Source organism: Thermodesulfobacteriota bacterium (assembly GCA_035559815.1).
Classification (GTDB): domain Bacteria; phylum Desulfobacterota_D; class UBA1144; order Nemesobacterales; family CSP1-2; genus DATMAT01.
Genome location: DATMAT010000059.1, coordinates 1 through 20934, shown reverse-complemented (window position 1 = coordinate 20934; position 20934 = coordinate 1). Strand labels below are relative to the sequence as shown.

The 20934-nt window shown below is 45.1% G+C and carries 20 protein-coding genes and 1 pseudogene; 7 read left to right on the top strand and 14 right to left on the bottom strand.

Features of this window, described 5'->3' with window-relative positions:
- Positions 1-192 precede the first annotated feature (192 nt).
- Positions 193-1182, top strand: a complete 990-nt coding sequence (locus tag VNN20_14660) for a zinc-dependent alcohol dehydrogenase family protein (GenBank protein ID HWP93431.1) — start codon at positions 193-195, stop codon at positions 1180-1182.
- A gap of 519 nt (positions 1183-1701) precedes the next feature.
- Here the strand turns inward: VNN20_14660 and VNN20_14655 are convergent.
- The 6 genes and pseudogenes from VNN20_14655 to VNN20_14630 form a co-directional block, all read right to left on the bottom strand.
- A complete protein-coding gene (locus tag VNN20_14655; protein ID HWP93430.1) occupies positions 1702-2598 on the bottom strand; it encodes a cation diffusion facilitator family transporter in 897 nt (298 codons plus the stop codon).
- Positions 2599-2723: 125 nt separating this feature from the next.
- Positions 2724-3989 (bottom strand): annotated as a pseudogene (locus tag VNN20_14650) (malic enzyme-like NAD(P)-binding protein).
- Positions 3990-4032: 43 nt separating this feature from the next.
- The gene (locus VNN20_14645; protein ID HWP93429.1) at positions 4033-4269 is read right to left on the bottom strand and encodes a zinc ribbon domain-containing protein; all 237 of its coding nucleotides are present in this window, start codon (positions 4267-4269) and stop codon (positions 4033-4035) included.
- 144 nt (positions 4270-4413) lie between these two features.
- Complete coding sequence (locus tag VNN20_14640; GenBank protein HWP93428.1) at positions 4414-5169, bottom strand: cytochrome c biogenesis protein CcdA; 756 nt, start codon at positions 5167-5169, stop codon at positions 4414-4416.
- On the bottom strand, positions 5169-5693 hold the full coding sequence (locus VNN20_14635) for a TlpA disulfide reductase family protein (GenBank protein HWP93427.1): 525 nt from the start codon (positions 5691-5693) through the stop codon (positions 5169-5171). The genes VNN20_14640 and VNN20_14635 overlap by 1 nt, the downstream gene beginning before the upstream one ends.
- A 93-nt stretch (positions 5694-5786) precedes the next feature.
- Positions 5787-6176, bottom strand: coding sequence for a hypothetical protein (locus VNN20_14630; GenBank protein ID HWP93426.1), 390 nt, complete (start codon positions 6174-6176; stop codon positions 5787-5789).
- A 226-nt stretch (positions 6177-6402) separates the two neighbouring features.
- Here VNN20_14630 and VNN20_14625 point away from each other — a divergent pair, with 226 nt between their 5' ends.
- The 6 genes from VNN20_14625 (at position 6403) to VNN20_14600 (ending at position 12127) form a co-directional block, all read left to right on the top strand.
- A complete protein-coding gene (locus VNN20_14625) occupies positions 6403-7380 on the top strand; it encodes a hypothetical protein (protein ID HWP93425.1) in 978 nt (325 codons plus the stop codon).
- On the top strand, positions 7377-7760 hold the full coding sequence (locus VNN20_14620; GenBank protein ID HWP93424.1) for a copper resistance CopC family protein: 384 nt from the start codon (positions 7377-7379) through the stop codon (positions 7758-7760). The genes VNN20_14625 and VNN20_14620 overlap by 4 nt, the downstream gene beginning before the upstream one ends.
- A 274-nt stretch (positions 7761-8034) precedes the next feature.
- Positions 8035-8556, top strand: a complete 522-nt coding sequence (locus VNN20_14615; protein HWP93423.1) for a sigma-70 family RNA polymerase sigma factor — start codon at positions 8035-8037, stop codon at positions 8554-8556.
- 17 nt (positions 8557-8573) lie between these two features.
- Entirely contained in the window at positions 8574-9380 is an 807-nt protein-coding gene (locus tag VNN20_14610) for a zf-HC2 domain-containing protein (protein HWP93422.1), read from the top strand.
- Positions 9381-9406: 26 nt separating this feature from the next.
- The gene (locus VNN20_14605) at positions 9407-9799 is read left to right on the top strand and encodes a hypothetical protein (GenBank protein HWP93421.1); all 393 of its coding nucleotides are present in this window, start codon (positions 9407-9409) and stop codon (positions 9797-9799) included.
- Positions 9800-9877: 78 nt separating this feature from the next.
- Positions 9878-12127, top strand: a complete 2250-nt coding sequence (locus VNN20_14600; protein HWP93420.1) for a thioredoxin domain-containing protein — start codon at positions 9878-9880, stop codon at positions 12125-12127.
- A 154-nt stretch (positions 12128-12281) separates the two neighbouring features.
- On the opposite strand, the gene VNN20_14595 is transcribed toward VNN20_14600, so the two are convergent.
- The 8 genes from VNN20_14595 to VNN20_14560 all read right to left on the bottom strand — a co-directional run bounded on the left by VNN20_14595 (position 12282) and on the right by VNN20_14560 (position 20706).
- Positions 12282-12512: a hypothetical protein gene (locus VNN20_14595; protein HWP93419.1), complete on the bottom strand. Its 231-nt coding sequence runs from the start codon at positions 12510-12512 to the stop codon at positions 12282-12284.
- A gap of 216 nt (positions 12513-12728) precedes the next feature.
- Positions 12729-13121, bottom strand: coding sequence for a hypothetical protein (locus tag VNN20_14590; GenBank protein ID HWP93418.1), 393 nt, complete (start codon positions 13119-13121; stop codon positions 12729-12731).
- Positions 13122-13338: 217 nt separating this feature from the next.
- Positions 13339-14478, bottom strand: a complete 1140-nt coding sequence (locus tag VNN20_14585) for an inorganic phosphate transporter (protein ID HWP93417.1) — start codon at positions 14476-14478, stop codon at positions 13339-13341.
- On the bottom strand, positions 14478-15116 hold the full coding sequence (locus VNN20_14580; GenBank protein HWP93416.1) for a TIGR04282 family arsenosugar biosynthesis glycosyltransferase: 639 nt from the start codon (positions 15114-15116) through the stop codon (positions 14478-14480). Before VNN20_14580 ends, VNN20_14585 begins: the two co-directional genes overlap by 1 nt.
- Positions 15117-15243: 127 nt before the next feature.
- On the bottom strand, positions 15244-17772 hold the full coding sequence (locus VNN20_14575) for a methyltransferase domain-containing protein (GenBank protein HWP93415.1): 2529 nt from the start codon (positions 17770-17772) through the stop codon (positions 15244-15246).
- Between the two features lie 35 nt (positions 17773-17807).
- Positions 17808-18173: a metalloregulator ArsR/SmtB family transcription factor gene (locus tag VNN20_14570; protein HWP93414.1), complete on the bottom strand. Its 366-nt coding sequence runs from the start codon at positions 18171-18173 to the stop codon at positions 17808-17810.
- A gap of 135 nt (positions 18174-18308) precedes the next feature.
- Positions 18309-19736, bottom strand: a complete 1428-nt coding sequence (gene lpdA / locus VNN20_14565) for a dihydrolipoyl dehydrogenase (protein HWP93413.1) — start codon at positions 19734-19736, stop codon at positions 18309-18311.
- A gap of 283 nt (positions 19737-20019) precedes the next feature.
- Positions 20020-20706 carry a TVP38/TMEM64 family protein gene (locus tag VNN20_14560; protein HWP93412.1) on the bottom strand — a complete coding sequence of 229 codons (687 nt, stop codon included), beginning with the start codon at positions 20704-20706 and terminating at the stop codon, positions 20020-20022.
- Positions 20707-20934: the final 228 nt, after the last annotated feature.

The window sequence follows — 20934 nt, the reverse complement described above, 5'->3', positions numbered from 1 at the left end:
CATAATAGTTTCTTTTAATATGGGTTTGCGTCTTTGTGCAATTGTATTAAGATGGTAATGGATAGGTGTCCTGTTTACAGGCATGGATAATTCTCGATTAATTCGAGTTATTTTAAACCTCCGGCCCTTATAGGTTTAAGTAATTATGGAGACTTTAGAATTGAGGATGCAATGACCGAAATTCCCAATACCATGAAAGCAATGGTGCTGAAAGAACCGGGTAGCCCGCTTAAGTTAACGGAGGTGGAAGTCCCTAAACCGGGGGTAGAGGAGGTTTTGATTAAAATCGATGCCTGTGGCGTCTGCAGGACAGACCTGCACGTATTCGATGGGGAACTTAAAGACCCAAAGTTACCACTTATACTGGGACACGAGATAGTCGGCACCATAGTGGAGACCGGCGAGGGAGTCGATCGTTTTAATTCAGGGGATAAAGTGGGTGTTCCTTGGCTGGGGTATACATGCGGCAGTTGCCGCTATTGCAAACATAACCAAGAAAACCTGTGTGATAACGCTTTATTCACCGGCTATACAAAAGATGGGGGTTATGCACAGTATACGGTTGCAGACCAAAATTATTGCTTTATGATCCCTGGCGGGTTTGATGATTACCGTTTTGCTCCACTCTTATGCGCCGGACTAATCGGCTATCGTTCCTACAAGATGGTGGGAGAAAACGTGGAGCGGCTGGGAATATACGGGTTTGGCGCCGCCGCTCACATTATTACCCAAGTCGCCGTTCACCAGGGCAAAAAAATATACGCATTCACCCGGCCCGGTGACAAGGAGGGACAGGAATTTGCACTAGGTCTTGGGGCGATATGGGCTGGGGATTCGACGGAGATGCCTCCCGAAAAGCTCGACGGGGCCATAATCTTTGCTCCCGTCGGCTCGCTTCTACCTACTGCACTAGAGGCAACGGCAAAGGGGGCTACTATAGTCTGCGGAGGTATTCATATGAGCGATATTCCGTCTTTTCCCTACAGAATACTTTGGGAAGAGCGGGTAGTGCGCTCTGTTGCGAATCTAACCCGGAGTGATGGGGAAGAGCTACTACGAATTGCACCACTGATACCCATAAAAACCGAGGTGGTCCCATTTCCCCTGGAAGAAGCAAACATTGCCCTTGAATGGCTCAGGGAAGGCAAGATTAAGGGAGCGGCGGTTCTGAAGATTTCCTGAGGATGAGGACTGGCCTGAGATCCGCAGCTAGCGCAAATCAGTCCTAGCCTTGCAAGATAGCTTCATATTATGAATACAGAAAAAGGAACGCAGGTCTGCGTTCCCTACAAATGACCGACCTATATATATCCTTATCTCGGCGCGATACGATATAGAAGCTGATTACAAACTTTCTTACCTAATCACGATACCGAATGAGAAGAACGGGTAGAGGTAAGGATACGGGTAGTACGATTGGTAGTAATAAGAAGGAGGATAAGAATAATAGCGTGGATAATATGACCCATAATAATGGTGATGATGACGGGGTTTATAATAGTGGTGACGATAATGGTGTTTGTGTTTATAGAAATGGCCACCATGATGCTTGTAGGAGTGATGGTAGTCACGGGCAAAGCTAACGGTCGGAATTGTTACAGCAAAAGTTATAATTAGCGCCAGGAATAAAATAAACGTTCTCATTTAATCCTCCCTGATCTAAACCTTAACATATTAAACTCCCCAAGTTATAAAAAGGTTTCAGGAGTGGTCGGGATAGGTATGCGGGTCGACGTGCACCGTGACGTCTGCGTTAGGAACTTTATTCTCAATATCCTTGATAATATCCTCTGCCAGGTTGTGCGAGTCAACAAAGCTCAGGGTGTGGTCTATAACCAGGTGAAACTCTATAAACCTTTTGGAGCCAGACCTCCTGGTTCGCATCTTGTGGAAGCTTTTCACCATCGGTCTATGGCTCATTATTATCTCTTTGACCTCTTCTACCGTTTCCCCGGGGAGTTCTTTGTCCATAAGGATGTCGACGGCCTCTCTGAACACAGCCAATGATGACCATATTATATACAGAGCGATGGAGATTGATACTAGAGAATCTATGAATACCAAGTCGGTGATTCTAATGGCAACCAACCCTACAATAACACTCGCACTTGTGTATACATCCGACCGATAGTGAAGGCTATCGGCGCTTAGCACTATGCTATCGGTTTCCTCAGCCACCCTCTTTAAATGCCGGGCGAGAAAAAAGCTGACCACTGCAGAGAAAATCATGATGATAATTCCGTAATTTAGCGATTCAATGCTGGAGCCGGTAATTAGCCTCTTGACCGAGACATATATTAGATATAGAGAGGAAGCCCCTATCACCGAGCTTTGAAATAAGCTGGCCAGCCCCTCTGCCTTTCCGTGCCCAAATCTATGCTCTTTGTCTGCCGGTTTTTCTGCTTTTCTTATGGAGAAGTAGTTGACCGAGGAAGCGGATAGGTCTAAGAGGGAATCAACTGCGGATGCGAATATGCTGACGGAATTGGTTAAATACCCGAAGAGCAATTTAATGATTATTAATAAGGTGGATACAATAATGGAGAGTAGGGAGGTTTGGATTTTCCTATTTTTACCGGAGGTGGTTGATAGCAGCAAAACTAAGACCTTAAAACCGGTTTAGCCCAAACTTATTATTGGTTCTTTAACCTAGAGATCAAATTAATATAATCCGTCTTACCGATAATTAAAGCGCCTTAGGGGTTCTTCGAATAAACCTTCTTCTCCAGACTTTCCCGGTATTTCTCGATGTCTATTTCTATTCTGGCTACGCCGGTTTGCATTGCGGCCTGGGCTACTGCGGTGGATTCCCAAACCAGTACTCTAGGGTCAAACGGCTTGGGAACGATGTATTCCGGGCCGAATTCAAAACTAGCCTCCCCGTATGCTTTTGCCACCGATTCGTCACAGCCTTGCTTGGCCAGACTGGCCAGGGCATAGGCGGCGGCGATTTTCATCTCCTCGTTTATGGCGCGCGCCCTTACGTCCAGTGCGCCCCTGAATATAAAAGGGAAGCCTAGGACATTGTTTACCTGGTTGGGATAGTCCGACCTTCCTGTGGCCATAATAATGTCGTTTCTTGCCGCCTTAGCATCTTCATAAGAAATTTCGGGGTCGGGATTGGCCATGGCGAAGATAATGGGATTTTTAGCCATGGATTTAACCATATCCTTTGTGACCATTCCGGCGCTGGAGAGTCCGACGAAAACATCCATGCCCTTTATGGCCTCTTCCAGTGTTCTCATCTTAGTATCGACGGCAAATCTCTCTTTCTGCGGGTTCATTCCTGCTTGTCTTCCTTTATAAATAACACCGCGCGTATCGCACATGATCATATTCTCTCTCTTCGCTCCCAGGAGTATGAAGAACTCGGCACAGGAGATGGCGGAAGCGCCTGCTCCGCTGAAAACTATTTTTAAGTCGCTCATCTTCTTGTCCACGAGTTCACAAGCGTTGAGCAATCCAGCACCGGAAATGATTGCGGTGCCGTGCTGGTCGTCGTGGAAAACGGGGATATTCATCTGCTTCTTGAGCTCGTCCTCTATGTAGAAGCACTCGGGGGCCTTTATATCTTCGAGGTTTATCCCACCGAAAGTGGGCTCCAGCAGTTTAACTACCTTGATCACTTCATCCGGGTCGTGGCTATCGATCTCGATGTCAAAGGCGTCGACGTCGGCAAACCGTTTGAAGAGAACGCTTTTTCCCTCCATCACCGGCTTTCCGGCCAGGGATCCAATATCTCCCAGCCCCAGTACGGCGGTTCCGTTAGTCACTACGGCCACCAAATTCCCTTTATTGGTGTATTCGTAGGCTAATTCCGGGTTTTTTTGTATTTCCCTGCACGGTTCGGCTACACCGGGGGAGTAAGCTAATGAAAGGTCCCATTGAGTGGCACAGGGTTTCGTGGGGACTACCTCAAGCTTTCCTTTCCGGCCGGTCCTATGATATTCTAATGCGGCTTCCTTCATATCTATCTTATCCGCGCTCATTTATTCCTCCGTCGATCTGTATCTAAGATTTAAATTATTGATTTTAGTGTTTGGCGCCGCATCCACAACTAACCGGTGTGCATCCACACCCGGGGCGATCAGGGCTCGGAGAGGTGGATGCAGTGAGGGCAGAGTCATTGGATTTAAGGCCGAAAGACGAGAACTGCTTCTCGATTCTTGTGCTCCCACACTCGACACAGCATATTTCTTCATCGTTGTCTAAAACAAGCGTCTCAAACTTATTCTCACATTTTTCGCAAAAAAATTCGTAAATAGGCATTTAAAGTCTATCTCCTTATCGACCGCAGGTAGACAACATTATAAAATTCTAAAATGAGTAGTCAATAGAGGGGGCAACTACCCATATTAAGATTGGCCTAATTTTATATAAGATTTGTTGTTAAGGAGTAAGGTCTGATACGTTTTAGAAGCCCTTCCAGAAATCCACGCCCACCTGGTCGAGTACCTTTTGACCGTAGATATTAAGGTAATAAAGGTTATTTGTCAGCATCAAGATACCTACAAAGACTAGCGTTCCACCAACGGTTATTTTGTATAAGCCGTAGTGTCTTTTTATCCAGCTAAAGGCCTTGAGGGCATGAGAAAGGGCTAGGCCGGTTATCAGGAAGGGAAGTCCTAGACCGACGGAATAGACAAAGAGCAGGGCCGCTCCCTTCCCCGCTGCATCCGCCGTGCTGGCATAGAGGAGGATCGAGGCAAGTATTGGTCCTACGCAGGGAGTCCATCCGAAACCGAAGGCGATTCCCAGTAAAAAGGTCCCGATAAGGCCTAAATTGGCTTGGGGCAAGCTGATTCTTCTTTCTCTATGCAACTGGGGTATTTTGATTAAGTCCATGGAGAAGAGGCCGAAAACAATAACGATTGCACCGGAGATTTTCAGGAGTAGCAGCTTATTCTGCTGTATGAATGCCCCCAAGAAAGAGGCGGAGGCCCCTAAGGTTACGAAAACGAATGAAAAACCCAGTACGAATAGTATGCTGGGAACGAGTATTTTTTTTACTCTTCCCTCCGGTGTTTCCTCTCTAAGCTCGTCGAACGACAGCTTTGAGACCATCGAGACGTAGCCCGGTATGAGCGGAAGAACGCAAGGGGACAAAAACGAGACTACGCCAGCAAGAAATGCGAATATCCAGCTTACCTCTGGCCCAACCGGGTTCATTATAATATTTCCTCGACGTATTTTATGAAGTTCTGCTCTCCTTTTTCACCAAGGAAAGGCCCGTAGTTCTTTCGGACTATTCTGCCTTCTTTGTCTATGAATAGTGTTACGGGGAGAGCCACTACACCATAGGCGTTTGAGACTTCACCGGAGGAATCCTTTAGGTTTAAATAGGAGATTCCCAGGCTGTTGAGGAAGTTTCTAGCGTTATTTTCTTCATCGAGCACGTCTATTCCTATGAAAACCAGGCCTTTATCCTTGTAATCTTTCCACACCTTCTCAAAAAAAGGCATTTCTTCCCGGCAAGGAGCGCACCAGGAGGCCCAAAAATTGATCACGACGGGGTTTCCCTTAAAGTACTTTAACTCTATCTCACTTCCTCCGTTGAGAGAGGGCAGGGAAAAATCCTTCGCGTAGAAACTGTCGGATTCCAGAGCAGACACCTCTTTGCTATTTCTTCTTTCACACGAGGTAAGGAAAAATAACGCAAGTACACAAATGATTAAACCTGTAGTTTTATCCATAGCAATAATGTTAACCTAAAATCATATCCAATGGTATATGCATAAGATGGGGGCACCTTTAGAAGGTATGCCCCCATGAAGAAATAGTTTATATTAGCTTCCTGCAGGTTTAACCTCAGTAGGAACTATGGCACGCATTCCGTTTTTCTCGAAGACCGTGCCCTTTACCGTAACCATACCCTCTGCATGGTCCCAGAGGAGCTTATTGGGGTCGGTTCCGGGGGCGCCCTCTATAACCTGGTAAAGCACGCCTGCTTTTTCATCCAGAATAGCGAAGGCTTGACCAGCTTTTGCACAGGCCTCGGCACACTGCTGGTGAGCCTCACCCTTTAAATTCATGGCCATGTAACAAGCCGGGTCGACTACCTGTCCCGTGACTGTGGCTTCCTTTCCTCCCATCTTCTCTCCCGCAAGGGTTAGGAGAGGGACCAAAAGGAAAACTCCCGCTGTGAGACCTAGAAAGAAACCGAGGTGTTTACTCATGGTTTCTCACCTCCTTGAACGGTTTTATATTGTTCGTCACCTTCCGATGGCCTTTAATGTAATTTATTAAAGCCCTGCGCTAAGATTTATTCGTTTAGATGAGACTGATTATGAAACGTTTCAAAAATAGTGTAGCTTGATTTTCCCAACGCCTAGGCTCCATTTGACTTAGTGTGCTGTGGTTAGCATAGCCTGGGCATAGGGATTTTTAAAAAGGAGGAGGAATATGAAAGGAAAATTATTCAGAATGATTTTGACATTCTACCCGGCGGCTTTTGCGGGTTTTGTCATATTATTAATACCTGTGTCTACGTGGGCTCACGGGTTTGCCGGCAAGAGATTCTTCCCTACAACCTTGTCTATAGAAGACCCGTTTGTCTCCGATGAACTTTCCTTTATTTTCGGGTATCTCAAGGAACCGGGTGAAGGCGGCGAGCCATCTACCAACTCTTATGAGATATCCGCTGAGTACACAAAGCGGATTACCCAGCACTTTGGGGTGTCCATAGGGGATGATTACCGTTTTCTAGACCAGGATGAGGGTAAAAATGAAAATGGCTTTGGAAATTTGGAGTTAGGGGCTAAATATCAGTTTTTCACCAATGCTCCTCATGAAGCTGTTCTCTCTATAGGCATTGAATTTGAAATCGCTGACACTGGAGATAGTGAAGCAGAGGCAGAGCCATTCACCACAATCTCCCCGGCCTTTTTCTTCGGCAAGGGATTAGGGGATTTGCCGGAGTCACTAAAATATCTGAGACCACTAGCAATTACTGGAGTTATAGGTCCCAATTTCCCCACAGATACCAAAACTGTGACCACAGAAGTAGATGAAGAGAGAGGAGAGATTGAGCGCGAGGTAGAACGAAACCCAAACACCCTGAGTTATGGGTTCTCCATTCAGTACAGCCTTCAGTATCTTCAGTCATTCGTTAAAGACGTGGGGCTCGGGGCCCCGTTTGACCGGATGATTTTGCTGTTGGAATTCCCTTTTGAGACGGCTTTAAATCGTGGCAGTGAGGGGGATACAACGGGTTTCATCAACCCTGGTATTATTTGGGTAGGGGAATACATACAGCTTGGGGTAGAGCTACAAATACCGGTGAATGACCGGTCGGGTGAGAATGTTGGAGTATTGGGGATTATACATTTCTTCATGGACGACCTGTTTCCAAACAGCCTGGGGAGGCCGATATTTAGATGAGAGCTCGTATCATACAAAAAATTAAAACGATAACACTATTATGTTTACTAACTCAGTTCGTATTGTGGCCTGAAGGAACAATTGCCCATGTATTTCCGGAGCGGGCCGAGCCTCCGGCAGGGGCAGTGGTTGATGTTGCTCCTTATTGCATCCAAATTTGGTTTGATAGAGCACTAAATCCTATCTTTAGCAGTATAAAAGTGCAGAATGAAGAAGGGCGACGAGTGGATAACGGGGATTCTAAAGTGGATAATTCTAATCCTAATCTTATCGTGGTGAGCATTCCGCCACTTCCCTCAGGAACTTATCATGTTTTCTGGAGCGTAGTATCCCGTGACGGGCACCGGACGGAAGGAGACTATATTTTTACTATTAGATAGCTAGGTTAGATCACCTGGCAAATATTAGTCTCCGGCATAAATACCTTGGTTGACCTTATCGGTGCACATATTACCGGCATAAAAAATCAGAAATATAACATAACGTGGTTCTCTAAACAGTAAGCCCCGGTATATTAAAAAGTGGGGAAGGAAATCATCAAAAATTTTGTCTTATATAATAAAAGTATATGAGCGAGCTTAAAAAGAAGCTACACCTTGTAAAAATTCGACGGCAGGGCTCAGAGATAAGAATACGGAAACGGAAAATGAGATATTGCTGACATTTGAAGAGGCGCTGACGAAATACTTAGATTCTCTTTACTCGACCGCACTGGAGCTGGCCTCTAATAAACAAGAAGCAGAAGACCTGCTCCAGGAAGCGTGCCTTAGAGCATACGAGAATTTTCATCAGCTAAAATCTGGACAAAAAGCGAAAGGATGGTTTTACCGGATTCTAATAAACACCTTCATCAATAAGTACAGGAAACATTCTAAAGACCCCTCCCCCGTGGATATGGATGTAGAGGAGCTATTTGATGAATCACTCGAACAATATTCAAAAGAGTTTGGTTATTTTGAAGACGGTGTTTTCAATCAGGTTATGGGTGAAGGGGTTGAAGAGGCCTTGATGGAGCTTCATGTTGATCTTAGAACCGTCGTCTGGCTCTCGGATGTTGAAGAGTTTAGTCAAAAAGAGATTTCCGAGATGCTCGGATGTCCGATGGGCACTGTAGCTTCCCGCCTTCACCGAGGAAGACGATTTTTAAGGCAACGGCTCATAAGCTATATAAGGTAGAGAGGGATTGTAAAGAAATGAATTGTAGAGAAGCGGTTAAACATCTTTACCTAGAAGCCGATAATGACTCATCATCTGAAGAAAGAAGAGCGGCAAAGGAACATTTATTCACTTGCCCTGAATGCAGAAGGTTCTTTGAGTCGGAGAAAGAAATAAAGAACCTGGTCTTTGAGAAAGCTCCCGGAAGAAAAGCGCCTCTATATTTAAAGGAATGCATTCTTCGACAAATAGGGGAGCTGGAGCGTCCTTCTTACTTTGTCAGAATTAGTAGTCTCCTTTTTGCTCCTGGTAGAAATAAGACTTTTGTTTCCATCGCCCCATTATTTTTGCTTTTGGTAGGGCTGGTCTACCTGGTTATATACATAAACGAGGATAAGAAATCTCATCTCAATGTAGATGAGATTATCTCTCAGCATGTCAAGTACCTGGACAGCCGAAATTTAGTAGATATTACTTCATCTAACCCAAAGGAACTAGAATCGTGGTTTAAGGATAAAGTGGATTTTTTGGTAAGGGCTCCTGATTTCGATAGCGCCAGCCTATTAGGAGGCAGGCTTTGCCATATTTTCCAGAAGCCGGTAGCCGTCCTAGTATATAGAAACCAGGATCAGGTCCTTTCCTTATTTGTTATCGACCAGCCGAATTTAGATATTTCTTCGATGGATATGGTGGATATAGATGGAAAGAAGCTCTGTCGGGGATACGGAAAGGGGGTTAACCTTGTGCTCTGGAAGGATAGGGGGCCTGTATATGCCCTGGTTTCGGGGATGAGGGAGATGGAACTCTTGAGGCTAGCGTCGATATATACGAGAAATGCGGAGTAACAAAAATAGATGAAGGAGGTAAATACATGATTAAGAGAACACTTCTAGCCCTATCCGGAATAATTTTCTTATTAGTGCTTGGAGTTGGAATACTTCGAGCAGGGGAGAAAGTAACGGGAGAAGAGGCAGAGAAAGTACGAAGTACCATCGAGACCTACGTTAAGCAGGATAGCGACCTGAAAGGTGGTTTCTTAATTTACGATGAGAAGGAGAATAAGGTACTAAACCTGACATACGACCACGTTCATAAGGGAGTGGAGAAAACTGAAAGCGGTGAGTATTTCGCTTGTGTGGATTTTATGGATAGCGATAAAAATACTTACGATATAGATGTTTACGTTGATAAAGAAGGAGAAAGCTTGAATATAAGCAAGATGATTATACATAGAGTGAATAGTAAAGATAGACTGAAAAACTAGGATAGGAATCCTTATTCTGGAAAGGGTATGGTAGAGACGCAAAATCTTGCGTCTCTACCAACAGACACGGAGGACAATATGAAACCAAAGAAAAGAAGAATCACGAGCCGGTTATTACCATTATTTTCGCCCGTAATTGTTGTTTTAGTGACAATGTTTTTCCCTCTAAAATATCAATCGGTTCCTCTTGCCTCCGAGTCAAAACCGACAAAGAAGCCCAATCGTCTGATAAACGAGAAAAGCCCCTATCTGCTCCAGCACGCCTATAACCCAGTGGATTGGTATCCGTGGGGAGAGGAGGCTTTTAAGAAAGCCAAGAAAGAAGACAAACCAATCTTTCTCTCTATCGGATATTCAACCTGCCACTGGTGTCACGTGATGGAGGATGAGTCGTTTGGCGATCCAGAGGTGGCTAAACTGATGAATGATGCTTTTGTCTCTATCAAAGTGGATAGGGAAGAACGCCCGGATATTGACAATGTGTATATGAATGTGTGTCAGATGCTCTCCAAAGGTGGATGCGGCTGGCCTCTTACCATCGTTATGACCCCAGACAAAAAACCCTTCTTTGCCGCTACTTATATTCCAAAAGAATCTCGATTCGGAAGAGTAGGTATGTTAGAGCTTATACCCCGCGTCAAGGGGATCTGGACGGCTCAGCGCGAGGATGTACTACAGTCGGCTAATCAAATTACCGATGCCCTCCAGAGAACGTCTAGCGTATCTAGAGATTTGCAAGGCGAAGAATTGGACGAATCCACGCTTAAACTGGCGTACGATCAGCTAGCTCAGAGCTTCGATAGCCGGCACGGCGGCTTTGGCAACGCCCCAAAATTTCCTAAAGCCCACAACGTCCTTTTTTTACTCCGTTACTGGAAGCGTAGCGGAGACGATAAGGCGCTGGAGATGGCAGAAAAAACACTCGAAGAGATGCGCCTTGGAGGGATTTATGACCAAATCGGGTTTGGGTTTCATCGCTACTCCACCGACCAGGAATGGTTCGTGCCACATTTCGAGAAAATGCTCTACGACCAGGCAATGCTAGCTATGGCCTATACGGAGGCTTACCAAGCAACGGGCAAGGATGAGTACAAAAAAACAGCTCAAGAGATTTTCACCTATGTACTTCGTGATATGACCGCGCCCGGAGGCGGTTTTTATTCCGCAGAGGATGCGGACAGCGAGGGGGAGGAGGGAAAGTTCTATCTCTGGACAGAGCAGGAAATAAGGAAGGTTTTAGGTAAAGAAGATGCCGATTTAATAGTAGAAGTTTTTAACATGGAGAAGGGAGGCAATTTCGACGAGGCCAAGAGAAAGAAAACGGGTGAGAATATCTTAGATCTAAGAAAACCGCTCCCTCAGCTTGCTTCTCGGCTAAAGATGCCGGAGAAAGAGCTTGAGGATCGTATCCAGTCGGCGAAGAAAAAGCTCTTTTCAGCACGCGAGAAGAGGATTCATCCCCATAAGGACGATAAGATTCTAACCGACTGGAACGGTCTTATGATTGCAGCACTAGCAAAAGGAGCAAACGCTTTTGACGAGCCTAAATACGCAGAAGCCGCCAGGCGCTCTGCGGATTTTATTCTTAAAAATATGCTAAAGCCTGATGGAACGCTCTTGCATCGGTATCGTGAAGGTGAGGCAGGGTTACAGTCAAATATAGATGACTACGCTTTTTTAACCTGGGGATTGATCGAGCTTTATGAAGCTACATTTGATATAAAATATCTTAAAACTGCACTCAGTTTGAATGACGATTTAATAAAGCGCTTCTGGGATGAGCAAAATGGTGGTTTCTATTTCACCCCAGACGATGGAGAAAAGCTTCTAGTCCGTCAAAAGGAGATTTATGATGGCTCTATTCCTTCCGGAAACTCGGTAGCTATGCTCAACTTGCTGAGGCTTGGACGGATTACGGCAAATTCTGGTCTTGATGAAAAAGCGGCGCAACTGGAACGGGCTTTCTCCCAGGAATTAAGACGGACGCCGGTAGCCTATACACAATTCATGTCCGCTGTGGACTTCGGATTAGGCCCCTCTTACGAAGTGGTTATCGTCGGAAATTCGCAGTCGGATGACACAGAAGCCATGCTAAAAACTGTGAGGAAGCAGTTTATTCCCAACAAGGTATTGATCCTTCGTCCCGTCGAGCAAGAATCGCCTGAAATCACCCAAATCGCCGAGTTTACCAAGGGTCAGGCGAGTCTGAACGGCAAGGCTACCGCCTACGTTTGTAAGAACTATATTTGTGACCTTCCGACCAATGATATTAATAAGATGCTTGAGTTATTAAATGTAAAAAAAGTGGAGAAAGCAAAGGCATCTTGAATGGTTAAAGCAAATGAAATGAAAAACAATGACTAATTCATACTTACATACTTCAGTACATTAACAAGTTGAACACACAACAGGCTTTTTTCTTGCTCCCGATTCTCTTAGAAAATTTTCTGTAGGACGATTCAAAAACTGCTTTTTTTCTCGGCTATGAGCTATTCGGGCTTGATTCAGTGTTTATTCTTGTAATGGACCTTACTTGCCACCCCTTAACTTCGAGTTCCACCTTATCCCTATTTTTAATTTCCGTAAGCAGTTTTTTATTATCCTCAATAGGTATTCTTACCTCGGACTTTTCTCCCTTTTCATCTTTTATGCATAATAGCCCACCAGCCGGATCCGCTTCGATGACTTCATAAATAACCCTTGTGAAATCCACTTCTTATCCCTCCGATTATTTAGATGATAAATTAGAGTTCTTGGATTCTTTGTTCACTCAGATTAATCTACTGGAATCATCAGCCCTGGCTGTTTACTTTTTCATAAGCTTAATTGTGCTGACCTAGGTATGGAGTAAATAGTGAATGTGTGGATGAAAGAACTATAGACGGAAGCATCTCCAGAAGAGGGATGCTTCCATCCCGGGAACACTAGATTAACTGCCGGCCGGTTTGACCTCTTTAGGGACTATGGCGTGCATGCCGTCTTTATGAAAGACAGTACCCGTTACTTTGACATTCTGCTCTACATGGTCCCAGAGGAGCTGATTAGGATCTGTTGTGGGAGCTCCCTCGATAACCTGATAGAGCACGCCGTTCTTTTCGTCAAGAATACCAAAAGCCTGCCCGGCTTTTGCACAGGCCTCGGCACACTGCTGGTGCGCCTCACCCTTTAAATTCATAGATATATAACAAGCCGGGTCGACTACCTGTCCGGTAATAGTTTTTTCCTCTCCGCCCATCTTATTACCTTCTGCAGCGAGGGTCAAAGAAGAAACGAAAAATAAAGTAACCACTGTCAAAAAACCAAAGACTCCCAAATATCTCATACCTTTTCACCTCCGATTAAAAAGTTTTATTGCTCCTTGCCTTCCAGATGCCCTGTCAAAACCTTATTCTCATACAAACTTTCGCTTGTTTAGATGCGGATAGTGTATAAAGGTTCCCATTGGGAGGGGTATGGATGAATATTCACAGCCGGAGTTAACAATGTGTGTATGTTTTTACTAATAGGGTTTCGACAATCTGCATGATTAATTTCCCTATTTACGTGACCTTGCTCAAAAACCAATAACCAATAAATCCAACCAAAGCGGACACCGGAAGGGTGATTAGCCATGCCATGATCATTTCTGAGACCATTTTCCATCTAACTGTTTTGCTTCCTCGTTTGAGTCCGATGCCGATTATTGCACCGCTGGAGACGTGGGTTGTGGAGACCGGTAGCCCGAGTCTTGCCGCAATTACGACCAGTACCGAAGTGGTAAGGTTTGCCGAAAAACCCTCTTGGGGATTCATGGGAGTAACCTTCTCTGCCAGTGTTTCAGTGACCTTCAATCCCGATAGGACGCTTCCAAGACCCATGGCCAGGGCAACGATAAGAAAAGAGGTTGTCGATGATATCTGGGTTCCCAGGGCACTTACACCAAGGGCAAGGGCAACAATTTTTGGAGCGTCGTTTAATCCCCGGGCAAAGCTGGCCATACCTGCCGATAACCAGTGGAATAAATCCAAAACCTCGAACCTTATGGGTGATGTAAGTGATTCTGAACATGTGTTTTTATCGGCCGCCATCAGATTTGCTTGAGGGAAGGGGACAATTTGCGAAAAAGTCCCTTGAATACCAGCTCTCACCAGAACCGGCTTAGATGATATTACTTCTCTTACCTCGAGGCACAGGCAGTAACGCTCGGTCCGCGTAGATACCCTTTGGATTATAGGCGAAAATAGCCAGGAGATGCTCAAGGCAAGGATAGGACTTAAACCTAGTGGAAGAAAAATCTTCTTTCCTAAGATCGACCATTCTACTTCATTAAACCCTACCGCGGCCACCCCCGCTCCACAGATTGCCCCGGTAATTGCGTGGGTAGTGGAAACTGGTAGTCCTGTTTTGGATGCAAAGATGACCCATACAAATGCTCCTAAGATAACCGATAGTGGGAGGACTTGGTTCAGCCTGGAAGGTGACCTTAGTATTTCTGTAGCTGAAAATGTCTTTACAAGTTCGAGTGCAAAGATTGCCGCCGCTATCCCCCCGACGATGGTCCAGATTGTTCCCCAGGTAATGGCCCTTTTATAATTGGCAACCCTGCTACCAACAAGTGTGGCGATGCCTTTTGAAACATCGTTGGCGCCATTGGCATATGAGAGCAAAGCGATATAAGAAATAACTAAGGCAGTAAGCATTAGCTGTTTTTACTCTTACTGAATTTAGAGAGAAGGTCGTTATTGAAATCACTGATTGTATCAATATCTCTTAAGGTCTTTAATAGACTGAACTTAAGACCCATTGTCTTTATCTTGTTTATTGTTTGACCCAGAACCTGGCTGGTACTCCACGTAATATCGTCAAAAATCTCTGGTATTGATTCTTTCATTCCCAATAGGTAATATCCACCATCCTCCGCGGGGCCAAGCACCAAGTCCATCTCATCTAGCGACTGAAAAGCCCGGGATATTATTTCCTCTGTAATTTCTAAACAGTCAGTGCCGATGATGACGGCTTTTTCCGCTCCTAGCGAGAATGTTTTCTCGAGAGCGTTTGCCATCCTTTCACCGAGGGAGTTTCCTTCCTGTGCCAAAAGCCGGTACCTTTTGCCCAGCCAATTCTCCATTTCTCTTTTCCTGTCTGGGGGGTCAAAGAAGATTATTGTCTTGTATTCTTCAGATTCGGATAGGTTATGTATAACGCTCTCCGCCATACTCGCATAAATCTCTGCGGCTTTTTCATGACCCAAATCCTCGGCTAAACGGGTTTTCACCCTTCCTGGCTCGGGGTACTTTACGAAGATGAGGAGCGTGTGATTTAGTTTTGGTCTGCTCATTTGGTTTCCCTATTAGTCACAAATCGATGCACATGTTTACGGGTTTACGAGTTGACGAGTTAACACGCTAACACGTTATCTCGGTAACAGAATTTACTTGTGTTCATTCGTGGCTAAATACTTATCCCTAACAACACGAACCTCCGTCTGCACAACAACTGCCGTCTGCGGAACAATTATAGTTTGCCGGAGCTTCTCTGCTTGGATCTGTAATTATGAACAATCCCGCATACGGGGGTTTTACCAGCTTCTGTGCCGTGTCCGTGCATACTTCTACTTCTTCACTGCGAGGAAATAAATGCCCTTCCTCGTCTACTATGGCTTTGAAGGGGCCGTTATAGATAGCCTTTTGTCCTATGAATACACACCCTGCCGTCTTCTGGAATTTATATCCTCTCACCGTTATGGAGAAAAACCTGTAGTTTTCCACGTCTTTCCAGTATGTCTTTTTTAGGACTTGTATACCGTAGAAGCCTGCCTGTTCGAGGTAGGAGATGAATTGCTCTTCGGTTAGGGCACCGGCTATACATTCTCCCCAGAGCCGGTCGTTGGTGGTTATATGGGGCGGAACTTCCTTTTCCGATACTATATCTGAAATCACTATCCTCCCATGGTCACTGAGAATACGCCACATCTCGGAGAAGACCTTCTTTTTGTCCGGTGAGAGGTTTATAACGCAGTTTGACGTGATAAGGTCGACCGATTTATCCTGAATGGGTACTTCCTCCAGAAATCCTTTTCTAAATTCGACAACATCATAGCCCAAGTTGGTTGAAACAATAGGACGACACTCGTTTGCGACCCTGAGCATCTGGTCAGTCATATCCACTCCGATTATTTTCCCAGACGGGCCTACCTTCTTTGCGGCTATAAAGCAGTCAATTCCAGCACCGGAGCCGAGGTCGACTACGGTTTCCCCTGGTTTTATATCAGCGATGCTCATCGGACTTCCGCAACCGTAGAATCTATCGATGACTTCTTGTGGGATATGACTTACATCATCAGTTGGATAACTTGTGGGACAGCAGAGTTCCTTTTGCGGCTCTTCTGCCGCTTTTCTGTAGAATTCCCTCACCACTTCACGGGACTTATCTATGTTGAAGGTAAGCACACAGTTGGAGTGGGATATCTCTACGGTGAAGTCAGAGAACGTATGAAATCTTCCATTTCCGTTGGAACCATTGATACCGCAGGATAGAGCGCCCTCTCCCATGCTCAGAAATACCGGAGGAGCGTCGAATCCGGACTTGCGATTGAATGTTTGTCTCCCTTCCTCGGCCAGCTCAAAGAGGCTCGAGGTGATCATGTATTCGTGAAGGTCGGAGCAGGGGTCAGGCCCGTGCAGATCACCCTCTCCAAAGGTAGCGGCCGAGTAAAAGTAGGAATGTTCGATATCTCCGCCTCCGCAGATGAATTTTAAATAACAGCCATTACACTTTGTCTTTTTCTGGACTGTTGCTTTTCTAAACATATTGCAAACAGGGCTATTTTGCCAGATTTCGGATAAATCTTTTTCTCTTATGTTCCCGCAGCTAAGTCCCTTAAAGTTTGCAAATGCAGCGGAGGGATAAACTTCACCATCTGAGTAGACGCATAAACTCTCCCAGCAGGCATTACTCAGGTCAAATTTGGTAAACTTTCTTGATTTTAATTTTTGCTTGATTGATACAATGTTGTCTATGGAAATTCCAACCTCGTCTGCTACTTTTTTGACCTTTTTTACCACCTCAATCAACTTGTACGTAGGAAGTAAAAGGTCTCTGCTTCCGTTAGTTATCCTTCCTCTTTGGTGGACCCAGAGGAGGTGGTGATTTTTTACCCCCAAGGTAGCTAGAAGTCTTGTAACATTTGGTACGTCTTCGGCATTTGCCGACGTAACTACTGTAGTAACGGTTGGATTAAGACCCGCTTCTGCTGCGGCTTTTATCCCTTTTATTATTTTTTCAAACGTGCCTTTTCCCCGAATCGGATCATTCGCTTCTGTGGTCGAGCCGTCGAGGCTGATCTGGGGTTTGAATCGGCCTCTGGCTACCTCGAGGAGTCGCTTTATCTGTTTCTCCTGGGTGAACAGCATTCCGTTTGTCAGGGTAATAAGCTCTGAGTCGGGGTCTCGTGTAACGTATTCGATTAGCTCATAAATATCTCTCCTAATAAATGGTTCTCCTCCAGTGAAGTAGAAGCGGAATACTCCCAGTTCTCGTCCCTGGTCGATTATGCGTTTTATCTCGTCGGTAGGCAGTCCTTTATCTTCCCACGGACCGGAACTAACCAGACAATGGGTACACTGTAGGTTGCATGAGTTGTTTGTATGTATCCAAAGCTCGCTTAGATGGTCTACTTTTAGATAGTCGCTCCTGCCGGTGTAAGATGGTCTTGTATAAGGAGTGAAGGATATAAACTTCTCTCTGAGGGCGTCTTTGATGAATGAATTCACATGAACCCATGCTTTCGCTCCATTGAGACCAAATTCCGAGCTGTAGAGTGCTACGATATCATTGAATGTTTTTTTTCCATCGATGTAGCTTGCAATTCTGGCTCCTCTCGAGTCTGTGCTTATCCAGTTAGGTCCTTCGGGATCGATAAGAATACTGAGGCCGTTTTGCTCGATTTGGGAGTAGGGCGGGGCATGTAAGATCGTTTTATCACCAAGTTCCATTCGGTTTTACCTCCTTAGCAATTTTATCGTTGAGTTTAATCAAGACGTATGTAAGAACGTAAGAATAAAGTACATAACTCTACTTTTCCTTTACTTCTAAATCTCCTAAATCCAATACTGCAACACTCGAAATCAAGCACATCCTTATGTTTTACACTCCTAAGTCTCTTGTAAAGAAGAGGATGGATTTGGTAGATAACGAACTTTCCCTCTTTCTTGTCGACTACTATCCCTGAATTTCTGAGTATTCCTAGATGGTGGGATACCTGAGAATGTTTCTTGCCCACTCTTTTGGCTATTTCAGATACCGAATACTCGCCATTGAAGAGGCACCTCAGGATTTGGAGCCTAACATCTTCAGCCAGTGATTTAAGTAACTTAGCACAATTTTTCAATCGCATGGCCTCGTAACGTGCTTTTATTCTTCTAATAGATGCGGATTTTGAAAAAAGGTTCCATGTGCAGGTAAAAATAGGTTGAAAAACCATCTCCGGTAATGGATATGGACAGGGAGCACTTAGAATCTCAGAAACCAATCAGTTTAGAAGCCTGACTATAAACATGAGAAGCTTCTGAAGTAGCTGGGAGGACTCAAATTTATGGCGGTAAAATAGGTCTGCGGTTTGCCTTGTTCCGAGGGCCAGAGTCGGATAGACATGGATGGTGGAAGAAATATCCTTTACCGTCATTCCCTTTTTTATGGCAAGGGCAAGCTCCGAAATCAGCTCACCGGCATTAGGCCCTACAATGTGGGCCCCTATTATCTTTCCTTTCCATCCGGTGGTGATGATTTTTGCAAAGCCAACGCCCTCTACTTCTGTAACCGCTCTATCAACATTACTATACTGGTGTTTGTAAACGCTGTACTTAATGTTCTTTTTCTTTGCCTCATTCTCGGAGATTCCCACATGGGCAACCTCGGGGTCGGTAAACGTGGTCCAGGGAACGACGGAATAGTCCACCTTGGCCGGGAGTCTGAGTAAAGCATTTCTCACCACTATGCCAGCCTGATACTCAGCCATGTGCGTAAAGAGGTAAGGTCCGACCACGTCACCGCATGCCCAGATGTTTTTGGCGGTGGTCCTTAGTTTTTGATCGACTACTATCCCTTTCCGGTTATACTCGACCCCGGCAGCCTCAAGGTTTAACCCCTCCACATTGGGTGTACGTCCTACTGCAACCAGGATTTCATCCGCTGCTATATTGATTTCCTCTCCGTTTTTCTTCGCAAGCACTACTTTTTTGCCATTTTCCAAAGAGACCCGCTCGGCTTTCGTTCCGGTGAAGAACTTGATTCCTTCTTTGGTCAAATATTTCTCCAGCTCTTCTGAAACATCTTCATCCTCGACGGGAAGAATCCTATCCAACATTTCTATTACCGTGACATCTGAGCCGAATCGGGCAAAGGCTTGACTCATCTCCATCCCTATAGGCCCGGCACCTATAACAACTAAAGACTGTGGGAGTTTCTTTAAATGAAATACCTCGACGTGTGATATAAAACCGGCCTCTTTAAGTCCATCGATCGCGGGCGTGAAGGACCTTGACCCCGTGGCAATGACAAATTTTTTGCTCTTTATCCTCCTTCCGTTTACTTCTATCTCCTCAGGAGAGGTGAAGCTCGGGTCGCCGAAGACCACGTCCACACCCATTTTCCTGAATCTCTCCGGGTCGTCATGCTTGCCTATTATGCTTATCGTATTCCAGACATGGTTAATCACCTTTTCGAAATCAAAAGAGAGCATGGTTTCATCGAGCCCGTATTCCTTCGCCCGCTTTATTAATGAGGCTACTTTGGCCGAGTGTATCAGGGTTTTACTGGGTACACAGCCGTAGTATAAGCAATCGCCGCCTAACTTCTCTTTCTCGACAAGAGCAACCCTGAGTCCGAATTTTACGGAGCCGGTTGCTACGGTAAGCCCGGCCGCCCCGCCACCTATCACTACTATGTCATAATTATCCATTTGGTAACTCCTAAAATTTGGTTTTACTCGAGAATTATCCGTGCATGCCACAAGGTCACCACAATACTGTCATTACTAACGCCTCGATTGCATTCGATATGAACTTAGTGAAGCTATATCACGCCGTGTGTCATTCCGAGTGAAACGAGGAATCTTTCTTTAGATTTCTCCTTTCGGTCGAAATGACAGTGGTGCTCCGCGCAGACAAGAGAGACTGCTTATTTCGTTACTGATACCTTGCTACTTGCTTCATGAGTATCCATTCTTGATTCAAAAGATTAAATTAGAATGATTTACTCTTTAGCCTTTGCTTCCTTATAACCCACGGTATAAAAATAGAAAAAACTACGACCAGGAAGAATCCGATGAGTATATAAAAGCCCCCTTTGGTTATGGAACCTCCAAAATAGGAGTAAACCGAGGTAGCCGGGATAATCCCAATCATGGTGGCGAAAAAGTGGCTCCAGAAAGAGACCCTGAGAACACCTGCGGCATAGCTAACCAAATCAAACGGCGGCCCAATAGGGGAGCTTCTTATCACAAGTAACGTTTTGAATCCGCTGTCGGCCAGCTTGTCGTTAAGTGTGCCCAATTTACCTTTTAATATTTTCTCGACGAAATCCCTGCCCAGCAGCCTTGCTATCATGAAGGAAATGCTGGCATTGAAGGTTGCTCCAATGATAGTCAAGATAGTCCCTAATACCGGGCCGAACGTAAACCCTCCGGCCAGGGTATAGAGGGTGGGCGGTACCGGAACTAAAGGCCTTATCGAGAATGTGTAGATAAGGAAGTAGATAAGTGCTGCTTTTATGGTCCCGTAACTTAGGAGATACTCTTTAATTTTCAGCGGAGTCAGGTCCTGAAACCTAATACCGGAACCTCTAATCAGCAGGAAAGCAGAAATTAGAATTAGAACCAGCAAGGCTATTCGCCAGACCTTTCCTCTGTTTTTTTTATCCATTATTCTCATAGGATGGTTCCATAAACAGGTATCCAGTTTAGATACATGAAATCCTAAAAGGTTTCTATTAATAATGAAAGGATTTCTTATCCGGAATCATATCTGTCCAAAATAGGTTTTAAGGGAAGGGAGCTCCAACAGGTAGAATTGATTTATTTGCAACAACAAAACAACCACCTGAAGGAGGCATCCCGTGAACAAGTATAGCAGTATTTTTGGTCAAATGTTACGAATAAT

Bases quoted from the DNA above. Each gene is read 5' to 3' on its own strand.
- VNN20_14570 (HWP93414.1), bottom strand. From the start codon at position 18,173: ATGCGATTGAAAAATTGTGCTAAGTTACTTAAATCACTGGCTGAAGAT.
- VNN20_14630 (HWP93426.1), bottom strand. From the start codon at position 6,176: ATGAGTAAACACCTCGGTTTCTTTCTAGGTCTCACAGCGGGAGTTTTC.
- VNN20_14600 (HWP93420.1), top strand. From the start codon at position 9,878: ATGAAACCAAAGAAAAGAAGAATCACGAGCCGGTTATTACCATTATTT.
- VNN20_14590 (HWP93418.1), bottom strand. From the start codon at position 13,121: ATGAGATATTTGGGAGTCTTTGGTTTTTTGACAGTGGTTACTTTATTT.
- VNN20_14645 (HWP93429.1), bottom strand. From the start codon at position 4,269: ATGCCTATTTACGAATTTTTTTGCGAAAAATGTGAGAATAAGTTTGAG.
- VNN20_14580 (HWP93416.1), bottom strand. From the start codon at position 15,116: ATGAGCAGACCAAAACTAAATCACACGCTCCTCATCTTCGTAAAGTAC.
- VNN20_14635 (HWP93427.1), bottom strand. From the start codon at position 5,693: ATGGATAAAACTACAGGTTTAATCATTTGTGTACTTGCGTTATTTTTC.
- VNN20_14610 (HWP93422.1), top strand. From the start codon at position 8,574: ATGAATTGTAGAGAAGCGGTTAAACATCTTTACCTAGAAGCCGATAAT.
- lpdA (HWP93413.1), bottom strand. From the start codon at position 19,736: ATGGATAATTATGACATAGTAGTGATAGGTGGCGGGGCGGCCGGGCTT.
- VNN20_14575 (HWP93415.1), bottom strand. From the start codon at position 17,772: ATGGAACTTGGTGATAAAACGATCTTACATGCCCCGCCCTACTCCCAA.
- VNN20_14605 (HWP93421.1), top strand. From the start codon at position 9,407: ATGATTAAGAGAACACTTCTAGCCCTATCCGGAATAATTTTCTTATTA.
- VNN20_14625 (HWP93425.1), top strand. From the start codon at position 6,403: ATGAAAGGAAAATTATTCAGAATGATTTTGACATTCTACCCGGCGGCT.
- VNN20_14585 (HWP93417.1), bottom strand. From the start codon at position 14,478: ATGCTTACTGCCTTAGTTATTTCTTATATCGCTTTGCTCTCATATGCC.
- VNN20_14660 (HWP93431.1), top strand. From the start codon at position 193: ATGAAAGCAATGGTGCTGAAAGAACCGGGTAGCCCGCTTAAGTTAACG.
- VNN20_14620 (HWP93424.1), top strand. From the start codon at position 7,377: ATGAGAGCTCGTATCATACAAAAAATTAAAACGATAACACTATTATGT.
- VNN20_14640 (HWP93428.1), bottom strand. From the start codon at position 5,169: ATGAACCCGGTTGGGCCAGAGGTAAGCTGGATATTCGCATTTCTTGCT.
- VNN20_14560 (HWP93412.1), bottom strand. From the start codon at position 20,706: ATGAGAATAATGGATAAAAAAAACAGAGGAAAGGTCTGGCGAATAGCC.